At 74.1% G+C, this 16,144-nt stretch carries 14 protein-coding genes and 1 pseudogene; 5 read left to right on the top strand and 10 right to left on the bottom strand.

Annotated features, from left to right (window positions below):
* Nucleotides 1-166: 166 nt before the first annotated feature.
* Nucleotides 167-568: a helix-turn-helix domain-containing protein gene (locus ABZ457_RS06175; protein ID WP_359154400.1), complete on the bottom strand. Its 402-nt coding sequence runs from the start codon at nucleotides 566-568 to the stop codon at nucleotides 167-169.
* Between the two features lie 122 nt (nucleotides 569-690).
* Between ABZ457_RS06175 and ABZ457_RS06170 the strand changes: the two genes are divergently transcribed.
* From ABZ457_RS06170 to ABZ457_RS06160, 3 genes are all read left to right on the top strand, one after another.
* The gene (locus ABZ457_RS06170) at nucleotides 691-1,581 is read left to right on the top strand and encodes an SDR family oxidoreductase (RefSeq protein WP_359154398.1); all 891 of its coding nucleotides are present in this window, start codon (nucleotides 691-693) and stop codon (nucleotides 1,579-1,581) included.
* Nucleotides 1,582-1,662: 81 nt separating this feature from the next.
* Nucleotides 1,663-2,715, top strand: coding sequence for an EamA family transporter RarD (rarD, locus tag ABZ457_RS06165; RefSeq protein WP_359154396.1), 1,053 nt, complete (start codon nucleotides 1,663-1,665; stop codon nucleotides 2,713-2,715).
* 256 nt (nucleotides 2,716-2,971) lie between these two features.
* The gene (locus ABZ457_RS06160; protein ID WP_359154394.1) at nucleotides 2,972-3,844 is read left to right on the top strand and encodes a hypothetical protein; all 873 of its coding nucleotides are present in this window, start codon (nucleotides 2,972-2,974) and stop codon (nucleotides 3,842-3,844) included.
* A gap of 45 nt (nucleotides 3,845-3,889) precedes the next feature.
* Here the strand turns inward: ABZ457_RS06160 and ABZ457_RS06155 are convergent, their stop codons facing one another.
* The 3 genes and pseudogenes from ABZ457_RS06155 to ABZ457_RS06145 form a co-directional block, all read right to left on the bottom strand.
* Nucleotides 3,890-4,222 (bottom strand): DUF6401 family natural product biosynthesis protein, encoded by a 333-nt coding sequence (locus ABZ457_RS06155; RefSeq protein WP_359154392.1) that lies wholly within the window; start codon nucleotides 4,220-4,222, stop codon nucleotides 3,890-3,892.
* A gap of 77 nt (nucleotides 4,223-4,299) precedes the next feature.
* Complete coding sequence (locus tag ABZ457_RS06150) at nucleotides 4,300-4,731, bottom strand: SRPBCC domain-containing protein (RefSeq protein WP_359154418.1); 432 nt, start codon at nucleotides 4,729-4,731, stop codon at nucleotides 4,300-4,302.
* Nucleotides 4,732-4,779: 48 nt separating this feature from the next.
* A pseudogene (locus ABZ457_RS06145) lies at nucleotides 4,780-5,379 on the bottom strand (ABATE domain-containing protein); the annotation flags it as partial.
* Between the two features lie 22 nt (nucleotides 5,380-5,401).
* Between ABZ457_RS06145 and ABZ457_RS06140 the strand changes: the two are divergent.
* Both ABZ457_RS06140 and ABZ457_RS06135 read left to right on the top strand, forming a co-directional pair.
* A complete protein-coding gene (locus tag ABZ457_RS06140; RefSeq protein WP_359154390.1) occupies nucleotides 5,402-5,851 on the top strand; it encodes a VOC family protein in 450 nt (149 codons plus the stop codon).
* A gap of 306 nt (nucleotides 5,852-6,157) precedes the next feature.
* A complete protein-coding gene (locus tag ABZ457_RS06135; RefSeq protein ID WP_359154388.1) occupies nucleotides 6,158-7,480 on the top strand; it encodes a M28 family metallopeptidase in 1,323 nt (440 codons plus the stop codon).
* Nucleotides 7,481-7,584: 104 nt separating this feature from the next.
* Here ABZ457_RS06135 and ABZ457_RS06130 read toward each other — a convergent pair whose 3' ends face one another.
* The 6 genes from ABZ457_RS06130 to ABZ457_RS06105 all read right to left on the bottom strand — a co-directional run bounded on the left by ABZ457_RS06130 (nucleotide 7,585) and on the right by ABZ457_RS06105 (nucleotide 16,076).
* Nucleotides 7,585-10,266, bottom strand: coding sequence for an insulinase family protein (locus ABZ457_RS06130; RefSeq protein ID WP_359154386.1), 2,682 nt, complete (start codon nucleotides 10,264-10,266; stop codon nucleotides 7,585-7,587).
* A gap of 23 nt (nucleotides 10,267-10,289) precedes the next feature.
* Nucleotides 10,290-11,903 carry a flavoprotein gene (locus ABZ457_RS06125; RefSeq protein WP_359154384.1) on the bottom strand — a complete coding sequence of 538 codons (1,614 nt, stop codon included), beginning with the start codon at nucleotides 11,901-11,903 and terminating at the stop codon, nucleotides 10,290-10,292.
* Complete coding sequence (locus tag ABZ457_RS06120; protein WP_359154382.1) at nucleotides 11,900-12,862, bottom strand: LLM class flavin-dependent oxidoreductase; 963 nt, start codon at nucleotides 12,860-12,862, stop codon at nucleotides 11,900-11,902. The genes ABZ457_RS06125 and ABZ457_RS06120 overlap by 4 nt, the downstream gene beginning before the upstream one ends.
* Nucleotides 12,859-14,706 (bottom strand): ABC transporter ATP-binding protein, encoded by a 1,848-nt coding sequence (locus ABZ457_RS06115; RefSeq protein ID WP_359154380.1) that lies wholly within the window; start codon nucleotides 14,704-14,706, stop codon nucleotides 12,859-12,861. Before ABZ457_RS06115 ends, ABZ457_RS06120 begins: the two co-directional genes overlap by 4 nt.
* Before the next feature lie 21 nt (nucleotides 14,707-14,727).
* Complete coding sequence (locus ABZ457_RS06110; RefSeq protein WP_359154378.1) at nucleotides 14,728-15,735, bottom strand: methyltransferase; 1,008 nt, start codon at nucleotides 15,733-15,735, stop codon at nucleotides 14,728-14,730.
* Nucleotides 15,736-15,890: 155 nt separating this feature from the next.
* Nucleotides 15,891-16,076 (bottom strand): LxmA leader domain family RiPP, encoded by a 186-nt coding sequence (locus tag ABZ457_RS06105; protein ID WP_359154376.1) that lies wholly within the window; start codon nucleotides 16,074-16,076, stop codon nucleotides 15,891-15,893.
* Nucleotides 16,077-16,144 lie beyond the last annotated feature (68 nt).

Genomic DNA, 16,144 nt, shown 5'->3' with positions numbered 1-16,144 from the left:
GCTGGAGCACGCGGTCGAGCGCCACGGCAAGGGCGACCTGGGCGCGCTCCTCACCGGGGCGGACACCTGGACGATCGGCGGCTGAGCCGACGCGCACGGCCGCTGCCGGAGGCCGGGTCCCACACGGGACCCGGCCTCCGCCGCGCTCAGGGCTGCTCCGGCGCGCTCAGGGCTGCTTCGCCGCGTCGTAGGCCGTGCGGGCGGCGCGGACCTCGGCGACCCGGCTCTCGGTCCAGCGGGCCAGGCCCCACACCTGTTCGGCGGCCTCGGTGCCCAGCGGAGTGAGGGAGTAGTCCACCCGGGGCGGGATGACGGGCTGGGCGTCCCGGTGCACGAAGCCGTCCCGCTCCAGGGTCCGCAGGGTCTGGCTGAGCATCTTCTCGCTCACCCCGCCGATCCGCCGCCGCAGCTCGCTGAACCGGTGCGGCCGCTCCAGCAGCGCGGCGAGGACGAGGACGCCCCACCGGCTGGTGACGTGTTCGAGGATCAGCCGGGAAGGGCACATCGCGCTGTTGACGTCGGGCGCCGGGTCGGCCGCGCCCACCGGGACACTACTGCTTACGGGCATACCAGTACCTTACTTCAAAGTGGGTACTTTCCCCAGGTTAGCTCCGTGCTTACGGTGGTGATCGAGGGCGCGCACACCCCGCCGCGCCCCCTCCCACCGCACCCCCGAACGGAGATCCCCCCATGAGCATCGTGGTCACCGGCGCCACCGGAGCCCTCGGCCGCCTGGTCGTCGACGCCCTCCTCGCCACCGTCCCCGCCGAGCGGGTCACCGCCGTCGCCCGGGACAAGGAGAAGGCCGCGGACCTGGTGGCGCGCGGTGCCGGGCTGCGTCTCGCGGACTACGACGACCCCGCCTCCCTCGCCGGGGCCTTCCGGCCCGGGGACCGGGTCCTGCTCGTCTCCGGGAACCAGGTCGGCAGGCGGGTGGCGCAGCACACCGCGGTGATCGGGGCCGCGCGGGCCGCGGGCGTCGCGCAGCTCGCGTACACCGGCATCCTCGGCGGCCCGGAGGCCGACTTCGAACTGGCCGACGAGCACCGGGAGACCGAACGGCTGATCCTCGGCTCCGATCTGCCGTACACCTTCCTGCGCAACGGCTGGTACACCGAGAACTACACGGAGAACCTGGCACCCGTCCTGGAGCACGGCGCCGTCGTCGCCAACGCGGGCGACGGACGGATCGCCTCCGCCACCCGCGCCGACTACGCGGCCGCCGCCGCGGCCGTGCTCACCGGCGACGGGCACCTGGGCCGCGCGTACGAGCTGAGCGGCGACACCGCGTGGTCCCTCGCCGAGTACGCGGCGGAGCTGTCCCGGCAGACCGGCCGCACGATCGCCTACACCGAGGTCCCGGCCGAGGCGCACCGGGAGATCCTCACCGGCGCCGGTGTCCCGGAGGAGTTCGCCCGCGTCCTCGTCGACGTGGACGCGGCGATCGCGCGCGGCCGGCTGGCCCGGACCACCGGCGACCTGGCCCGGCTGGCCGGGCGGCCGACCACCCCGCTCGCCGAGTCGGTCGCGGTGGCCCTGGCCGCTGTCCGAGCGCCCGGACCCACCCACCCTCGGTCATGACCGTATGGCGATACGGACATGACATCCCACCCCTGTGCGGCGTACCGTCTTCCGGGACGACACACAGGGCAGGGAGGGTCAGTGAAGTCGCAGAACGAGCAGCGGGCAGGACTGCTGTACGGGATCGGCGCCTACGGCATGTGGGGTCTGGTCCCCCTCTTCTGGCCCCTTCTCCAGCCCTCCGGCGCGGGTGAGATCCTCGCCCACCGGATGGCCTGGTCCCTCGTCGTGGTGGCCGTGGCCCTGCTCGTGCTGAAGCAGTGGGGCTGGGTCCGGGAGCTGGTGCGCAGCCCGCGCAAGCTGGGCCTGATCACCGTCGCCGCGACCGTGATCACGGTCAACTGGGGCGTCTACATCTGGGCGGTGAACTCGGGCCATGTCGTCGAGGCGTCACTCGGCTACTTCATCAACCCGCTGGTCACCATCGCCATGGGCGTGGTCCTGCTCAAGGAGCGTCTGCGGCCCGCCCAGTGGACCGCGGTCGGCATCGGCTTCGCCGCCGTGCTGGTCCTCGCGATCGGCTACGGCCAGCCGCCGTGGATCTCCCTGACCCTCGCCTTCTCCTTCGCGGTCTACGGCTTCGTGAAGAAGAAGGTCAACATCGGCGGCCTGGAGTCGCTGGCGGCGGAGACCGCGATCCAGTTCCTGCCCGCCCTCGGCTTCCTGCTCTGGCTCGGCGCGGACGGCTCGGCGACCTTCGGCGCCCACGGCACCGGCCACGCGCTGCTCCTCGCGGCCACGGGCATCGTGACCGCCGCGCCCCTGGTCTGCTTCGGGGCGGCGGCGATCCGGGTGCCGCTCTCCACGCTGGGGCTGCTCCAGTACCTGGCGCCGGTCTTCCAGTTCCTGCTGGGCGTCCTCTACTTCCGTGAGGCGATGCCCGTGGAGCGCTGGGCCGGGTTCGCGCTGGTCTGGCTGGCGCTGTCCTTCCTGACCTGGGACGCGCTGCGCACCGCGCGCCGCAGCCGGGCGGAGGCGGCGCGGCTGGCCGCGGAGGCGGCGGCCGCGGGCGCGGACCCGCGCACGAGCGGCGGGCCGGGCGGGGTCGTGGCGGCGGGCCCGGGGCCGGTGGCGGCGGAGGCTCCGGCGGAGACGGCCGCGTCCGAGGACCGCGCACCCGAACGCACGGCCTGACCGGGCAGGTCCCGGCCCGGGCCGCGCCCGCACCGCATCCGGTCCCGGCCGAGCCACGCCCGCACCGCATCCGGTCCCGGGCCGTACACACCGGCGCGCCCCGGCCCCCGCGACACGCCCAGCGGTGCCAATTCGCCACCCGATCGGCGCAGCCGGGACCCCCGCGCGGAGGCCGGGCGGGGAACCCCGGTGCTACCCCGGTAGTCCGCCCGCGGTCAGCCGGACCGCGGCCCCGGACGAGCGGAGCGAGTACCCCATGTCCCACCCCCTCGCACTGTCGGTGGACTTCGGTCAGGGCTTCGAGGACGCGTGGTCCGCCGTCGCCCGGTTCATCCCCCGTTTCATCGCCTTCCTGGTGATCCTCCTCATCGGCTGGTTCGTGGCCAAGGCCGTCGCCAAGGCCGCCGACCGCCTGCTGCGCAAGGTCGGCTTCGAGCGCATGTCGGAGCGCAGCGGCATGGCGCACACCCTGCGGAACTCCTCGTACGACGCGACCGGCATCCTCAGCAAGGTCCTCTCCTACGCGATCCTGCTGATCACCCTGCAACTGGCCTTCGGGGTCTTCGGGCCCAACCCGGTCAGCGCGATGATCAACGGGGCCGTCTCCTGGATCCCGAAGGCGATCGTCGCCTGTGTGATCGTCGTCGTGGCCATGGCCATCGCACGGGCCGTGCGGGACATCGTCCAGGGCGCGCTGTCCGGAACCTCCTACGGGCGGACGCTCGCCACGGTCGCCTGGGCGTTCATCGTCGGACTCGGCGTCGTCGCGGCCCTCGGCCAGGCCCAGATCGCGACCTCGGTGACGGGTCCGCTGCTCTGGGCGGTGCTGGCGACGGTGACGGGCATCCTGGTCGTGGGCGTCGGCGGCGGGCTCATCGCGCCGATGCGGCAGCGCTGGGACCGGTGGCTGTCGCTGGCCGAGGCCGAGTCGGACCGGGCCCGGGGCGGAGGGGGCGCGGGCACCGGCGCCTACCAGCGCGGCCGGGCGGACGCGGCGGCCGGACAGGGCGAGCGGGAGACCACCCGGGGCAGCGGCGGGACCGGCGGCCGACCCCAGGGCAAGGGCCCGGACTTCGGGCGCGAGGGCGGCGGGGAGCCGCCGCTCGGCGACAGCCGCGACCCGATGTGACCGGGCGGGCGCACGAGGACGCGCGCCCGGGGGGCGTGCCCCGGCTCAGCGTCCCAGCAGGTCGTGCTCGCGGATCAGCCAGCAGACCGCCGTCAGCCGCAGCGTCGCGAAGTCGTGGCCCACGGGCTCGGTCCAGCCGTGCTCGGCGAGCCAGTCGGTGAAGCCGAGGACGTAGTCCCCCAGGTCCTCCCGGCGCAGTGCCTCCCCGGCTCGGCGCTGCGCCGGGAGCAGGGCGTCGCGCACATGGGCCGCGTGCTGGTCGACCGCCGCGACGAGCCCCGGCTCGAAGGCGAACTCCGAGAGCCGGGGCATGAAGGCTGCGGCCACCCCGGGCAGGGGGCAGCCCGGTGGGCCGCCGTCGGGGAGGGCGGCGTCCATCCCCTTACGTTAAGCCCGCTGGTCACACCCCCCGGCGTGACCTCCGTCGCAGCGGGCCGCCCCCTCCCCGGCCCCGGTCAGCTCACACCGAGGGCCTCCTTCACCCGCTCCGCCACCGCCTGCCAGTGCGCGCGGCGGCTCTCGCGTTCGGCCGCGTCGGCCAGGTGCTCCTGGTGGAAGGTGAGCCGCGTGCCCTGCCCCGAGCGGGCCGGGGAGACCGCGATCTGCACGGTGCTCGGCCCGTACGTCACCCGGATCCGCTCCCCGGGGCGGTAGCCGCGGACCTCGCCGCGTACGCCGTCCGCCGTCTCGTACGTCCCGCCCTTCGCCGTGGGGAGGTCCGCTCCCTCGTCCAGCTCGCCCAGCCAGAGGCGCACGCCCTCCGGGCTCGCCATGAAGTCCCACACGGCCGCCGGGGGCAGCAGGAGGGTGCGGGAGACGCCGATCTCCCAGCCCGCGTCCTTCGTCAGCCCGGTGGGGGTGTCCGCCGCCTCGGCCGGGGTGTCCACCGACGCGGTGGGGTTGTCGGTCCGGTCCGTCATGGGTCCGTCTCCTTCGGCTCGGCGGGCGCGGTGCGCCCGCACCTTGCTGCGGTTGCCGCAGTGGCCCATCGCGCACCAGCGGCGCCGCCCGGGGCGCGAGGTGTCGACGAAGAGCAGAAAGCAGTTGTGGGTCGCGCACTCGCGGACGCGGTGCGCGAAGGGGCCGGTGAACAGGTCCACGGCGTCCCGGGCGACCGTGGACAGCAGGGCCGTGACGCTCGCGGGCCCCGGGGCCCAGCCCCGGCCGCCGTCCGGGGCGATCCGGGGCACCAGGGGCGCCTCGGCCGCCGCCGCGTTGATCACCACGAGGTCCGCCGGATCGGGCGCCCGCTCGTGGGCACGGGCGGCGGCCGCGCGCCAGAGCGCGTCACGCACGTACCGGACGGCTTCGGGTGAGCCCTCGTCGACGGCGAGTTCCAGCCCGGGGGCGAGCCGGCTCTCCGCCGCCCAGTGGATCACCGCCGCCGGTTCGGTGAGCACCTCGAACCGCGCGAAGTCACCCGGGCCACCGGTGGCCAGCAGCTCCAGACACAGGGCTCCGGGGTCGAAGCGGTAGGGCCGCCGGCCGCCGCCGCGCAGCATCAGCCCCGGCGTTTCCCCTGTCCTTCCGTTCATGTAACCAGTATAAGTGGTTGCCATGACACTGCACTGGAAACTCGTCGTGGACGCACGGGACCCGCACGCGCAGGCCGACTTCTGGGCGGCGGCCCTCGGCTACCTGGTGGAGGACAACAGCACGCTGATCGAGGCCCTGCTCGCCCAGAACGTCGTCCCCGAGGAACTGACCGTCCGCTCCCACGACCGCCGTGCATGGCGCGATCTGGTCGCCGTCCGGCATCCGGACGACTCCTACGACGAGCAGAGCGGGACGGGTCTGGGGCGGCGGATCCTGTTCCAGCGGGTGCCGGAGGAGAAGTCCGGCAAGAACCGGCTCCATATCGACGTGCACAGCGCGCCCGGCGAGCGGGAGGCGGAGGCGCGGCGGCTGCTCGGCCTCGGCGCGACGACTCTGCGGCAGGTGCGGGAGCCGTCGGGCGAGTGGGACGTGATGGCCGACCCGGAGGGCAACGAGTTCTGCCTCCACTGAAGGCGCCGGGGCGCCCCGACCGGTCTCCGGGCCCCGGCCGCCCGGCCGAGGGTCCGGGACGCCTCCGGCCGCCCTCGCACCGGAAGCGCGGCGCCCTCCCGGCGCCCGTCCACCGGAAGCCCACCGTCCGGTGAGCGGACAGCCATGACCGATTCTCGCCCTTGACGGTGCGTCACGCTCTCGCTCAACATTCAGCACGCACCGCGCACTTCGCACGTCCGTTCCTGCTCCAGCGCCCCCGACCCCGCCGGCCGGGGGCGTCACGCACGTTCCGTCCTGTCCCCATACGGAATCCGGAGCCCCCACATGAACCTCTCCGTTCCCGGACGTACCCTCGCAGGCGCCGCGCTGGCGCTGGCGGGGCTGCTGGCGGCCGGCGCACCCGCGCAGTCCGCAGCACCGAGCGCAGCACGGCCGGCCGCCCTCGCGGCGCCGGACATACCGCTCGCCAACGTCAAGGCGCACCTCACCCAGTTCTCCTCCATAGCCGCCGCGAACGGCGGCAACCGGGCCCACGGCAGACCCGGTTACAAGGCGTCCGTCGACTATGTGAAGGCCAAGCTGGACGCGGCCGGATTCACCACCACCGTCCAGCAGTTCACCTCCAGCGGCGCCACCGGCTACAACCTGATAGCCGACTGGCCCGGCGGTGACACCGGGCAGACCCTGATGGTCGGCGCGCACCTCGACTCGGTCAGCTCGGGCGCCGGCATCAACGACAACGCCTCCGGTTCGGCGGCCGTCCTGGAGACCGCGCTCGCCGTCTCCCGCGCCCAGCTCCAGCCGGCCAAGCACCTCCGGTTCGCCTGGTGGGGCGCGGAGGAACTCGGTCTGATCGGCTCCCGGTACTACGTGAACAACCTGCCCGCCGCCGAGCGCGCGAAGATCTCGGGCTATCTGAACTTCGACATGATCGGCTCGCCGAACCCGGGCTACTTCGTCTACGACGACGACCCGGTGATCGAGCAGACCTTCAAGGACTACTTCGCCGGCCTCGGGGTGCCCACCGAGATCGAGACCGAGGGCGACGGCCGCTCCGACCACGCCTCGTTCAAGAACGTCGGCATACCGGTCGGCGGTCTGTTCACCGGCGCCGGCCGCACCAAGTCCAGCGCGCAGGCCCAGAAGTGGGGCGGTACGGCCGGGCAGGCCTTCGACCGCTGCTACCACTCCTCCTGCGACACCACCGCGAACATCAACGACACCGCGCTGGACCGCAACAGCGACGCCGCCGCCCACGCGATCTGGTCCCTGTCGGCCGGCACCACCAACCCGCCCGGCGGTGACGCGTACGAGTCGACGGCGGACGTCGCGATCCCGGACGCGGGAGCGGCCGTCACCTCGGCGATCCCCGTCACCGGGCGCTCGGGCAACGCGCCCGCCGCGCTGCGGGTCGGCGTGGACATCAAGCACACCTACCGCGGCGACCTGGTGATCGACCTGGTGGCCCCGGACGGCAGCGCCTACCGGCTGAAGAACTCCAGCGGCAGCGACTCGGCCGACAACGTGATCACCACCTACACGGTGAACGCCTCCTCGGAGGCGGCCAACGGCGAGTGGAAGCTGCGCGTCCAGGACGTGGCCCGGTACGACACGGGCTACATCGACTCCTGGAAGCTCACCTTCTAGCACCTGCCCCGCAGGCCCGCAGGAACGGCGAACGGCCCGGCCCGCCCCCCTCGTTCACAGGGGGCGGGCCGGGCCGCGCGGGTGACCGGCGTACCCAGTGGGGCTCAGACCGGCGCGGGGGCGGTGCCCGGATCCGCAGGGGCGGCCGCCTGCGCCGACCCGCGCCAGGCCCCGGCCGCCTCCGCGACCGGCCCGTCCCCACCGAGGGCGACGAGAGTCATCCGCCCGGGATCGAACAGGTCGGCCGCCGCCGCGGTCACGTCCTCGGGACGTGTGCGAAGGATCAGATCGGGCAGGTCCTCCAGCCACGAAGGGTCGCGCCCGGCGGACAGGGTCTCCCGGATCATGTCGGCCTTCACCGCGGGCGAGTCGAAGACGCCCAGAAGCTGCGCGGCGCAGAAGGCCGCCACGGGTGCGAGCTCCGCCCGGGTCACGGGTCGGAGGCGCAGGCTGTCCAGCTCCCGGCGGATTCCTTCCACCGCCGCCCCTGCCTCGTGCTCCGGGACGACGGCCCGGACGTAGGCACGGGGGATGTCGCGGCAGACGTCCCGTCCGGCGTGGATCTGCCGACCGGACCCCGGCGCCGACAGTCCGTGGACGGTCAGCCGCGAGGCGTGATGCGCGCCCACGACGGCGGTGGCGAGGTACCTGGCCGCCGCCCCCGTGTCCCCGTGCGTCTCCGGCGCGGACAGCGTCAGGTGCAGCCGGTCCGCTTCCGGCTGTCCCAGAGTCACGACTCCCGGACCGGGCGCACGCATCGCGCGGTGCCCCGCTCCGGCGGCGCCCGGCGGCGGGAGCGGCGTACCCCATGCGGACAGCGCGGCCCCGGCCGCCGAGGCGAACGCCTCCGGATCGATGTCGCCGACGGCGACGAGCCAGCCGCCCGGCACGACCACGCGCCGGTGGAACTCGGCCTGGCCCGGCGGCTCGGGCACCGGGACGGGAGCGCCCGCGCCACCACGGACGTCCCAGAAGCGGCGCAGCGCCGTGTCCATGACGGAGTCGGGATCGCGGTACCGGGCGGGTGGGGACGGTGGCGGCTCAGCGACGGGGACGACGAGCCCCGCCAGCAACCCCAGCCAGGCCCCGACGCGTTCGGGGCGGGCGTGACCGGTGACGTCCAGCCACTGCCCGTCCGAGGTGAGGTGGAAGGCCCCGCCTTCCCGGTCGGCCCGGTCCGCGGCGCCGGAACGCGCGCCAAGGAACCGGCTGAGCGCGTCCGCGCGGTCGGGCCACCACCAGCCGGGGCCACCGAGCGGAAGTCTCATCCGCAGCTCGACCAGCGGTACGCGACGGTCGGCCACGGCGACGATCCGGGTGCCGCACTCGAGGAAGGTGTCCGCGCGCGGACCGTGGAAGGGCACGGCCCCCGTCCCGAACGGCGGTACAGGACGGCCGGGGGCCACGGTCTCCCGGGCCGTGCGCCGTGAGGAGACCGGCACGTCGAGGAGGTGTGAGGGCCGGGACGTTCCGTCGGCCGGGCCGACCCCTCCGGACGCGGGCGAGTCCGCCCCCGAAGGGGTCCGCCACGGAACCGGCGGGCGGGTGCGCCGGTCCCCGGGGCCGAGCACCAGGACGCCCTTGGGCCCGGTGCTCAGCCGCCGGGCCGCGGCGGCGACCGCGCCGCCGGGGACCGCGTCGAGCGCGGAGGGCAGCTCGTCGAGGAGTTCGGCCCTCCCGAAGAGGAGTTCCAGCCTGCCCCGGGCCCGGGCCCGGGCGTAGGGATCCGCGTGCTCCCGCCAGTGCCTGGTGACCATACGCCGGACGGCGGTCGCCCGGGCGCCCTCGAGCGAGGGATCCTCGGCCAGGCGTGCCCATCCGTCCGTCATCGCCCGCACCGCACGCCGGGCGGGAACGCCCTCCGGCACCAGCGCGGTGACGACCAGCAGATCGCACTCACGGGCGTCGAGCAGACCGAAGACACCGCAGCTCGCCGACGCCCCCCGCACCCCCTCCGCCCCGTGGCTCGTGATCATCTCGGCCAGCACGGCGTGCGCGAGGTGGCCGGGGAGGTCATCGGCCGGGGCGGGGAGCCGGTAGCCGAGGGCGAGCGCCGCCGCGGGCACCCTCGGCTCGGTGCACTCCGCCCAGCGGTCGCCGGACGGTTCGGGCTCGCGCAGATCCGGGGCCGCGGCGAAGGGACGGGCCGGGATGTCGCCGAAGTGCCGTTCGATCAGGGCGAGCAGTTCCGCGGGGTCGTGGTCGCCGACGACGCTGAGGACGGCGTTGCCCGGCGCGTAGTGGGCGTCGAAGAAGTCGGCGCACTCATCGGGCGTGGCTGTCCGCAGCCGGTCCAGGGCGCCGTATCCGTCGTGTGCGCTGGCGAAGCCCTCGAAGACCACGGACGGCAGCAGCGGCCAGGGGAACCCGCCGTACGGCGGGGCCACGACGGCTTCGTGGATCTCCGTCTCGATGCCGTCGAGCTGTTCGGCCAGGGCCTCGGGGGTGAACAGCGGCGCACGCATCCGGTCCGCCTCGGCGAACAGCGCCCGCTCCAGTGCCGCGGCGGGAACGACCTGGTGGTAGTCGGTGTAGTCCTGGTGCGTGGTGCCGTTGGCCTGTCCGCCGAGCGGATGGACGTGCTCGTAGAAGCGGCCCTCCGGCAGGCCGGCGCTGCCGCGGAACATCAGGTGCTCGAAGAGGTGGGCGAACCCCTCGCGGCCCGGCCGCTCGGACCGGTAGCCCACTCCGTAGTGGACGCAGACGGCGGTCCGCGGGGTGTGCGGCGTGCGTTCGAGCACCACCCGCAGACCGTTTCCGAGAGTCGCCTTGGACAGGTTGCTCATGCATCTTCTCCTGCTACGGGTGGCTACAGGTCGACGAGAAAGCGAAGGAACCCGCTGTAGTGGTCGAAGCCGTGCTCGAACCCCTCCAGGTAGGCCGCGATGTCGTGGACGTGCAGCAGGATCCGCAGGGCGGCGATCCGGTTCCACTCCGGGCCGAGGTCCCGCCCGTACCCCTCCAGGAAGGCGTCGGTCAGCCGCTGCCAGTCCTCCTTGTCCCCGCCCACCTGCCACTGGAGTTCGACGAGTTCACCGACGACCCAGCCGACGTCGGCATACCAGGGACCCGCGTACAGGTCCTCGCCGACGAGCAGGTCCTGCGTGCCCTCGTCCGGATTCACCACGAGGGAGCCGAGGCCGGCCGCGCCGTGGCACAGCACGGCCGTGGGGTCGGTGGCGATCCCGTCCCGCCAGCCGCGCAGCAGGCTCCAGCGCTCCTCACCGAGCGATCGGCGCACCTCGCCGAGGGCGCATGCGGCGCGAGGGACCGCGGCACGCCCCGCGAGCCAGTCGTCGAGCCGCCGCAGACCGCGCGAGGGCCGGTACGGCAGGGGGCCCGGCGGGCGGGTGTCGTGCAGGGCGCGCAGCAGACGCCCCAGTTCACGCAGCGGGCCGGCGAAGGCCGGGCGCGGCCCCTCGTTCAGGACGAGGTGGGCCAGGGACGTCTCGCCGCACACGTCGTAGAGGCGGCTTCCGCCGTCCACCGCACCCACCACCAGCCGGCCGGAAGGCCCGGAGGACCCGGCCGGACGGCCCGCTTCGACCGGGGCCGTGCGCCCGGGAGCCTCCTCCAGCAGCCGGGCCAGTTCGCGTGTGTGCTGCTCGAACGGAGCGGGGGCCAGGGGGCCGGGGGTGCGCCGCCAGAGCCGGCCGCCGGACGGCAGCGGACGAGCGTGGACGGCGGTGTGCAGGAGCCCCGTGCCGAACTCCCTCACCGGGTGGTCCTCGTCCTTCTCCGCCACCGCGCCGAAGGGGCTTTCCGTCCCTGCCGCGGACCTGCTCTCCGCACCGGCCCCGGTCCCGATGCGCTCGGCCAGCAGGTGCAGCACATCCGGCAACGGCGGGGGGACCCACGCGTCGTCCCGCCCCGTCGTCAGGCTGCGGCCCGGTACGGGCGGTGCCAGGATCACGTCCGGGCGGGCGGCCAGCGCAGCCCAGTGCTGCCGCACCACCGGGCTCTCCAGCCCTCCGGGCGGCAGGGCGGGAGCCACTGCGACGGGTGCCCCGGAGCAGTGGGCGGCCAGCAGAGCGGGGCTGTCGGACAGCCCCAGGGCCAGTCGTGCCATGAAGTGCAGGGTGGCCGGGTACACGACGATCGCGTCGGCCCACTCGGCCCACTCGACGTGCCGGGCTCCTGCCGCGTCCGCCGGCCAGTCGTCCTGGTACACCGCACCGCCGACCCGGGAGGCGACCGACTGCCGGGTGACGAACCGTTCCGCACTGCGGGTGAGCACCACCTTGACGTCGAGCCGGGGATGGTGCAGGCGCAGCAGATCCAGCCAGTAGGGGGTCGACCAGGCATAGGCGGAGCCCGTGACCACCACGAGGAGCCGCTCGATCCCGAGTTCGGCCGTGCCCGGCTGCGGCTGGGCGCCGGCCGCGACGCCGTCGAACGGCCCGGCGGGCCCCGGCCCGGTCATGCGCCCACCGCCTGAAGCAGGTTCTCCAGCTCCGCGAGCGACGCGCGCTCGCCGTACCGCATGTGGACACCGGTGACGTTCAGGACGATCTCGTCGGCACCGGCGGCGGTGTACTCCGCCAGCCGCTCCACGAGTTCGTCCTGCCCGCCGTACAGGAAGGCGCCGCCGTCGAGGAGTGCCCGGGCATTGCCCTGCGGGTCGTCCGGCGACACCTCGATGCCGCAGCGGCCGAGCATGTCGGCGTAATGGGCGAGCATGGTGTGTCCGGTGCTGCTGATCGCGGCCAGCTCCACCGCGTCCCGCCCGGCGGCGTCGAGAGCCAGCGGCACCATCACCGCCACCCGCGGCACGGGACGCCCGGCGGCCTCCGCGCCCTCGCGCAGTGCCGGTACGAGCACGTCGCGGACGTAAGCGGCAGGGGTGAGCCAGGTGATGGCGACGTCGGCGATCTCTCCCGCCAGCCGTGCCATCCGCGGTCGGAGGACGCCGAGCCCGATGTGGACCGCGGGCCTCGGCAGCAGCGGAAGGTCCGCGTGGCAGGTGAAGTACCGCCCGGTGTGCCGGACCTCGCCGTCGTCGAGCAGCCCCCGCAGTACGGCGACGTACTCGCGCACGGCACCGAGCTGGCTGGCGTAGGGCGCACCCAGCAGGCTGTTCTGGAGCGGCACCGACCCCGGCCCGAAGCCCGCGACCACCGAGTGGCCCGAGGACAGCGCCAGCGCCCTTGCCTGCAGGGCGGCCTGGAAGGGGTGCCTCATCGGCATGAGCGTGACGCCTGTCCCGGTGGGCACCCGGAAGCCGCAGGCCGCCGCGTGGGTGAAGTCCTGGAAGGGCTCGTTGAGCATGGCCTGGCCCTGCCAGAGGCGGTGGGCGGTGGTCCACTGCACCAGGGCCGCGTACGGGAGCACCTGTTCGGGCCGGTGCGGCGCGAAGGGCATCAGCAGGGAGATGTCGGTCATCGTTCAACTCCCACCGGTGTCGGGAGGGCGGCAGCCGTACCGGTGCCCGCGGACCCGAGTTCCTGTCCGCGCACCAGCTCCGCGTAGAGCGGGCTGGTACGCATCAGCTCGTCGTGCCGTCCCTGGGCCGTGACCCGGCCGCCGGCCATCACCACGACGTGACGGGCGTGCTGCACCGTGGAGATGCGGTGGGCGACGACGAGGACGGCCCGGTCGCGGCCCATCCGGTCGAACAGGGAGCGCAGGCGGAGTTCGTTGACGCTGTCCAGTTGAGAGGAGGGTTCGTCGAGCAGGACCAGTGGGGCGTCCGACAGTCCGGCGCGGGCGAGCGCGAGCCGCTGCCGCTGTCCGCCCGAGAGGTCGTGCGCACCGCCGAGCACGGTGTCGAGACCGTCGGAGAGCCGGGACACCTCGTCCTCCAGGCCGACGTCGCGCAGCGCGCGCCACAACTCCTCGTCGTCCACGGGGTCCCGGCGGCCCAGGGCGAGATTGCGGCGGACCGTGTCCCTCAGCAGGGTGGCGGACTGGTCCACATACGCGATCCGGCCCCGCAGTTCGGACAGGTCCCAGCGCCCGGCGTCCCTGCCGAACACCTCGACGCGGCCCGTGTCCGGCTCCATGAAGCGCTCGACCAGGCCGAGGACGGTCGACTTGCCCGCTCCGGACGGCCCGACGACGGCGGTCAGACCCCGTGCCGGAACCGTCAGATCCGCCTCCTGCAGGACCGGTTCGGCGCCGTAGCCGAACGACACCCCGGAGAAGCGCACGGCGGGCGACTCGTCGGTCGCCTCGTCGGTCGCCTCGTCGGAGGCCGAGGCGGTCACCCCGTCGCCGGGGAGGGCGGGCTCGCCGGTGCACTGGGGTTCCGACGGCAGCGCGAACAGGTCGTCGAAGCGCTTGCGCGACGCCAGGCCCGCCTGGATGGTCGTGATGCCGGAGATGGCCATGATCATGGGGGCGGCGAGCTGGAAGAGATAGAGGAGGAAGGAGACGAAGGCGCCCAGTTCGAGATCGCCGCCGACCAGCCGCGCGCCGCCGCCGAGCACGACGGCGACGAGGGCGATCTGCTGGCCCAGGTTCACGACCGGGACCATCAGCGCCTCCAGGGCGGACGCGCTGGTCTCGATGCGCGCGACGCTCCTGGCCCGGCCGGCCAGTTCCTCGGAGGCGGAACGCTCCGCACGGTACGCCTTGACGATCGTGAGCGACTCCATCATCGCCACGAAGTGGCCGGTCAGTGCGCCCACTTCCTCCTGGATGGCCAGGTACTTGCGGCGCAGAGCCACCATCACGACGCCGATGCCCGCGAGCGCGAGAAGGAAGGCGCCGAGGGTGAGCAGCAGCAGCACCCAGTCCAGGATCCCCATGATCACCAGGGTTCCGAGCAGGGTGGCCAGCGCCATCGGAAGCTGGATCGGGCCGATGTCGACCACGCTCTTGACGGCTGCGGCGTCGGCGGTGAGCCGTGTGGCCAGGTTGCCCGTGCCCTCGGTTCGCGCGGTGTGCAGCGAGAGGCCCAGCGAGTGCCGCATGCTGCGGACCCGCAGCCGGGCGACCAGGTCGTGGCCGGTGCGTGAGAGGAGGTAGGTCGCGAACGCGTTGGCGGCGGCGGCACCGAGACCCACTCCGGCCATGAGCCAGATCCACCGGGCGTACCCACGCCCCTCCTGGATCGCGCCGAGCAGTTCGCCCACGGTCCACGGGAGCACCAGCGTCGCCGAGGTGGCCAGCAGCGCGAGGCCGAGCACGCACGTCAGCAGCAGGCGTCTGCCCGCGAATATCTCCCGCAGGATGAGCAGCCGCTCGGGCTGCCCGCTCGGGGGTGTCTGCCGCGGATTCGTCATCAGTGGTTCCTCGTCGCCGGTTCAGGCCGTGAACTCGATCAGGGAGCGGACGGGGGTGGCGGGACCCTCCCAGGTCGCCTTCAGTCCGGCCGCCCGGCCCAGCTCCGTCAGCTCCGCCACCGTGCGCACGGGGTGCGGCATCATGGCCCGCACCCACAGCCCGGACCTGGCCGCCTCCGGGTCCGCGGGGTCGGGGCGGAGGCTGACCTCGGCCACCAGCACCCTGCCGCCGGGGCCGGCTGCCTCGGCGCAGCGGCGGAGGATCGCCGTCGCGCGCTCGTCGTCCCAGTCGGCGAGGACGGCGGAAAGGAGGTAGACGTCGTGGCCCGTGGGCAGCGGCTCGAAGAAGCTGCCGCCGACCGCGGTGGCGCGGCCCGCGAGACCCGTGGCCGCGAAGTGGTCGCGGGCGAGTGCCGCGGTGCCCGGCAGATCGACGAGGGTGCCGCTCAGGTGCCCGTGCCCGCGCAGCAGGTTGACGAGCAGGGCACCGGTGTTCCCTCCGATGTCCGCCACACTGCGGACGCCCGACCAGTCGTATGCCTCCACCACGAGTTCACCGTCGAAAACGAGTTGGTCGGCGGTGACGCGAGCCAGCGCGCCGGCGAACTCGGGCCGGGTGTCCAGGCTTTCCCAGTAGCCCTCCCCGAACATGCCGACGTGCGCCGGCTCCCCGGTGCGCAGGGTGTGCACGAGCCCGAGCAGGGCCGTGTCCGACCGGCCGAACATGCCGTCCAGACGGAGGAACTCCCGCACGGAGGCGGGGTGGTCCTCGCGCAGTGGCTGCCCCGCGGCGGTCAGCTCCACGCCGCCGGACTCGTCGCGGCGCAGCAGTCCCAGGGCGACGAGATAGTCCAGCAGGCTGTCGAACCGGTCCGTGCGGGCGTCGCAGAGGCGGGCCAGCTCCCCGGGGTCGCCGGTGCCCGCGGCGATGTGGTCGGCCACCCCGAGCGTCGCCGCGGCGCGGACCGCGGCCGGACGCAGCAGATCGGCGAGGTCGACGAGATTCCTGGCGTGGGCGAGGTCGTCCATGGGTCGGTGCTCCTGGGAGGGTTCGGGTGTGGTGGTGCGAAGTACATGCGGGCGGGCGAGCCGGGACGTGCGCGGCCGACTGCCGGGCGGGCAGGGCAGGCCCGGGGCCCGGGCACGGCGACCGGTGGTCGTCCGTGCCCGGGCCGCACGGCGGCTCAGCAACCGCCCTTGATGGTCCTGGCCGAGAACTGGCTGGCCATCCAGGACACGCCCGCGCTGGCCGCGGCCGCGCACAGCGGAGTGCTGGCGGGAGCCTCGGCCGCCGCACCGAGCTCCAGCTCCTCCGCGTCGGCGTAGGCGTCGTAGCCCGCGGCGAGTTCCATGATCGTCGTGGTCTTCATTCGTCACCTCCTCTCGGTCACGGGTCCCCGTCCCGCCGGGCGGCGGGACGGAGCACGCGAGGGATCAC

It is taken from the genome of Streptomyces sp. NPDC005805 (genome assembly GCF_040630445.1).
GTDB lineage: Bacteria > Actinomycetota > Actinomycetes > Streptomycetales > Streptomycetaceae > Streptomyces.
This window is presented reverse-complemented; position numbering and strand designations above follow the sequence as displayed.

Coding starts and splice junctions, on each gene's coding strand:
- ABZ457_RS06105 (WP_359154376.1), bottom strand. CDS start 16,076: ATGAAGACCACGACGATCATGGAACTCGCCGCGGGCTACGACGCCTAC.
- ABZ457_RS06160 (WP_359154394.1), top strand. CDS start 2,972: ATGTCCCACCCCCTCGCACTGTCGGTGGACTTCGGTCAGGGCTTCGAG.
- ABZ457_RS06110 (WP_359154378.1), bottom strand. CDS start 15,735: ATGGACGACCTCGCCCACGCCAGGAATCTCGTCGACCTCGCCGATCTG.
- ABZ457_RS06155 (WP_359154392.1), bottom strand. CDS start 4,222: ATGGACGCCGCCCTCCCCGACGGCGGCCCACCGGGCTGCCCCCTGCCC.
- ABZ457_RS06125 (WP_359154384.1), bottom strand. CDS start 11,903: ATGACCGGGCCGGGGCCCGCCGGGCCGTTCGACGGCGTCGCGGCCGGC.
- ABZ457_RS06130 (WP_359154386.1), bottom strand. CDS start 10,266: ATGAGCAACCTGTCCAAGGCGACTCTCGGAAACGGTCTGCGGGTGGTG.
- ABZ457_RS06135 (WP_359154388.1), top strand. CDS start 6,158: ATGAACCTCTCCGTTCCCGGACGTACCCTCGCAGGCGCCGCGCTGGCG.
- ABZ457_RS06115 (WP_359154380.1), bottom strand. CDS start 14,706: ATGACGAATCCGCGGCAGACACCCCCGAGCGGGCAGCCCGAGCGGCTG.
- ABZ457_RS06170 (WP_359154398.1), top strand. CDS start 691: ATGAGCATCGTGGTCACCGGCGCCACCGGAGCCCTCGGCCGCCTGGTC.
- ABZ457_RS06175 (WP_359154400.1), bottom strand. CDS start 568: ATGCCCGTAAGCAGTAGTGTCCCGGTGGGCGCGGCCGACCCGGCGCCC.
- ABZ457_RS06120 (WP_359154382.1), bottom strand. CDS start 12,862: ATGACCGACATCTCCCTGCTGATGCCCTTCGCGCCGCACCGGCCCGAA.
- ABZ457_RS06140 (WP_359154390.1), top strand. CDS start 5,402: ATGACACTGCACTGGAAACTCGTCGTGGACGCACGGGACCCGCACGCG.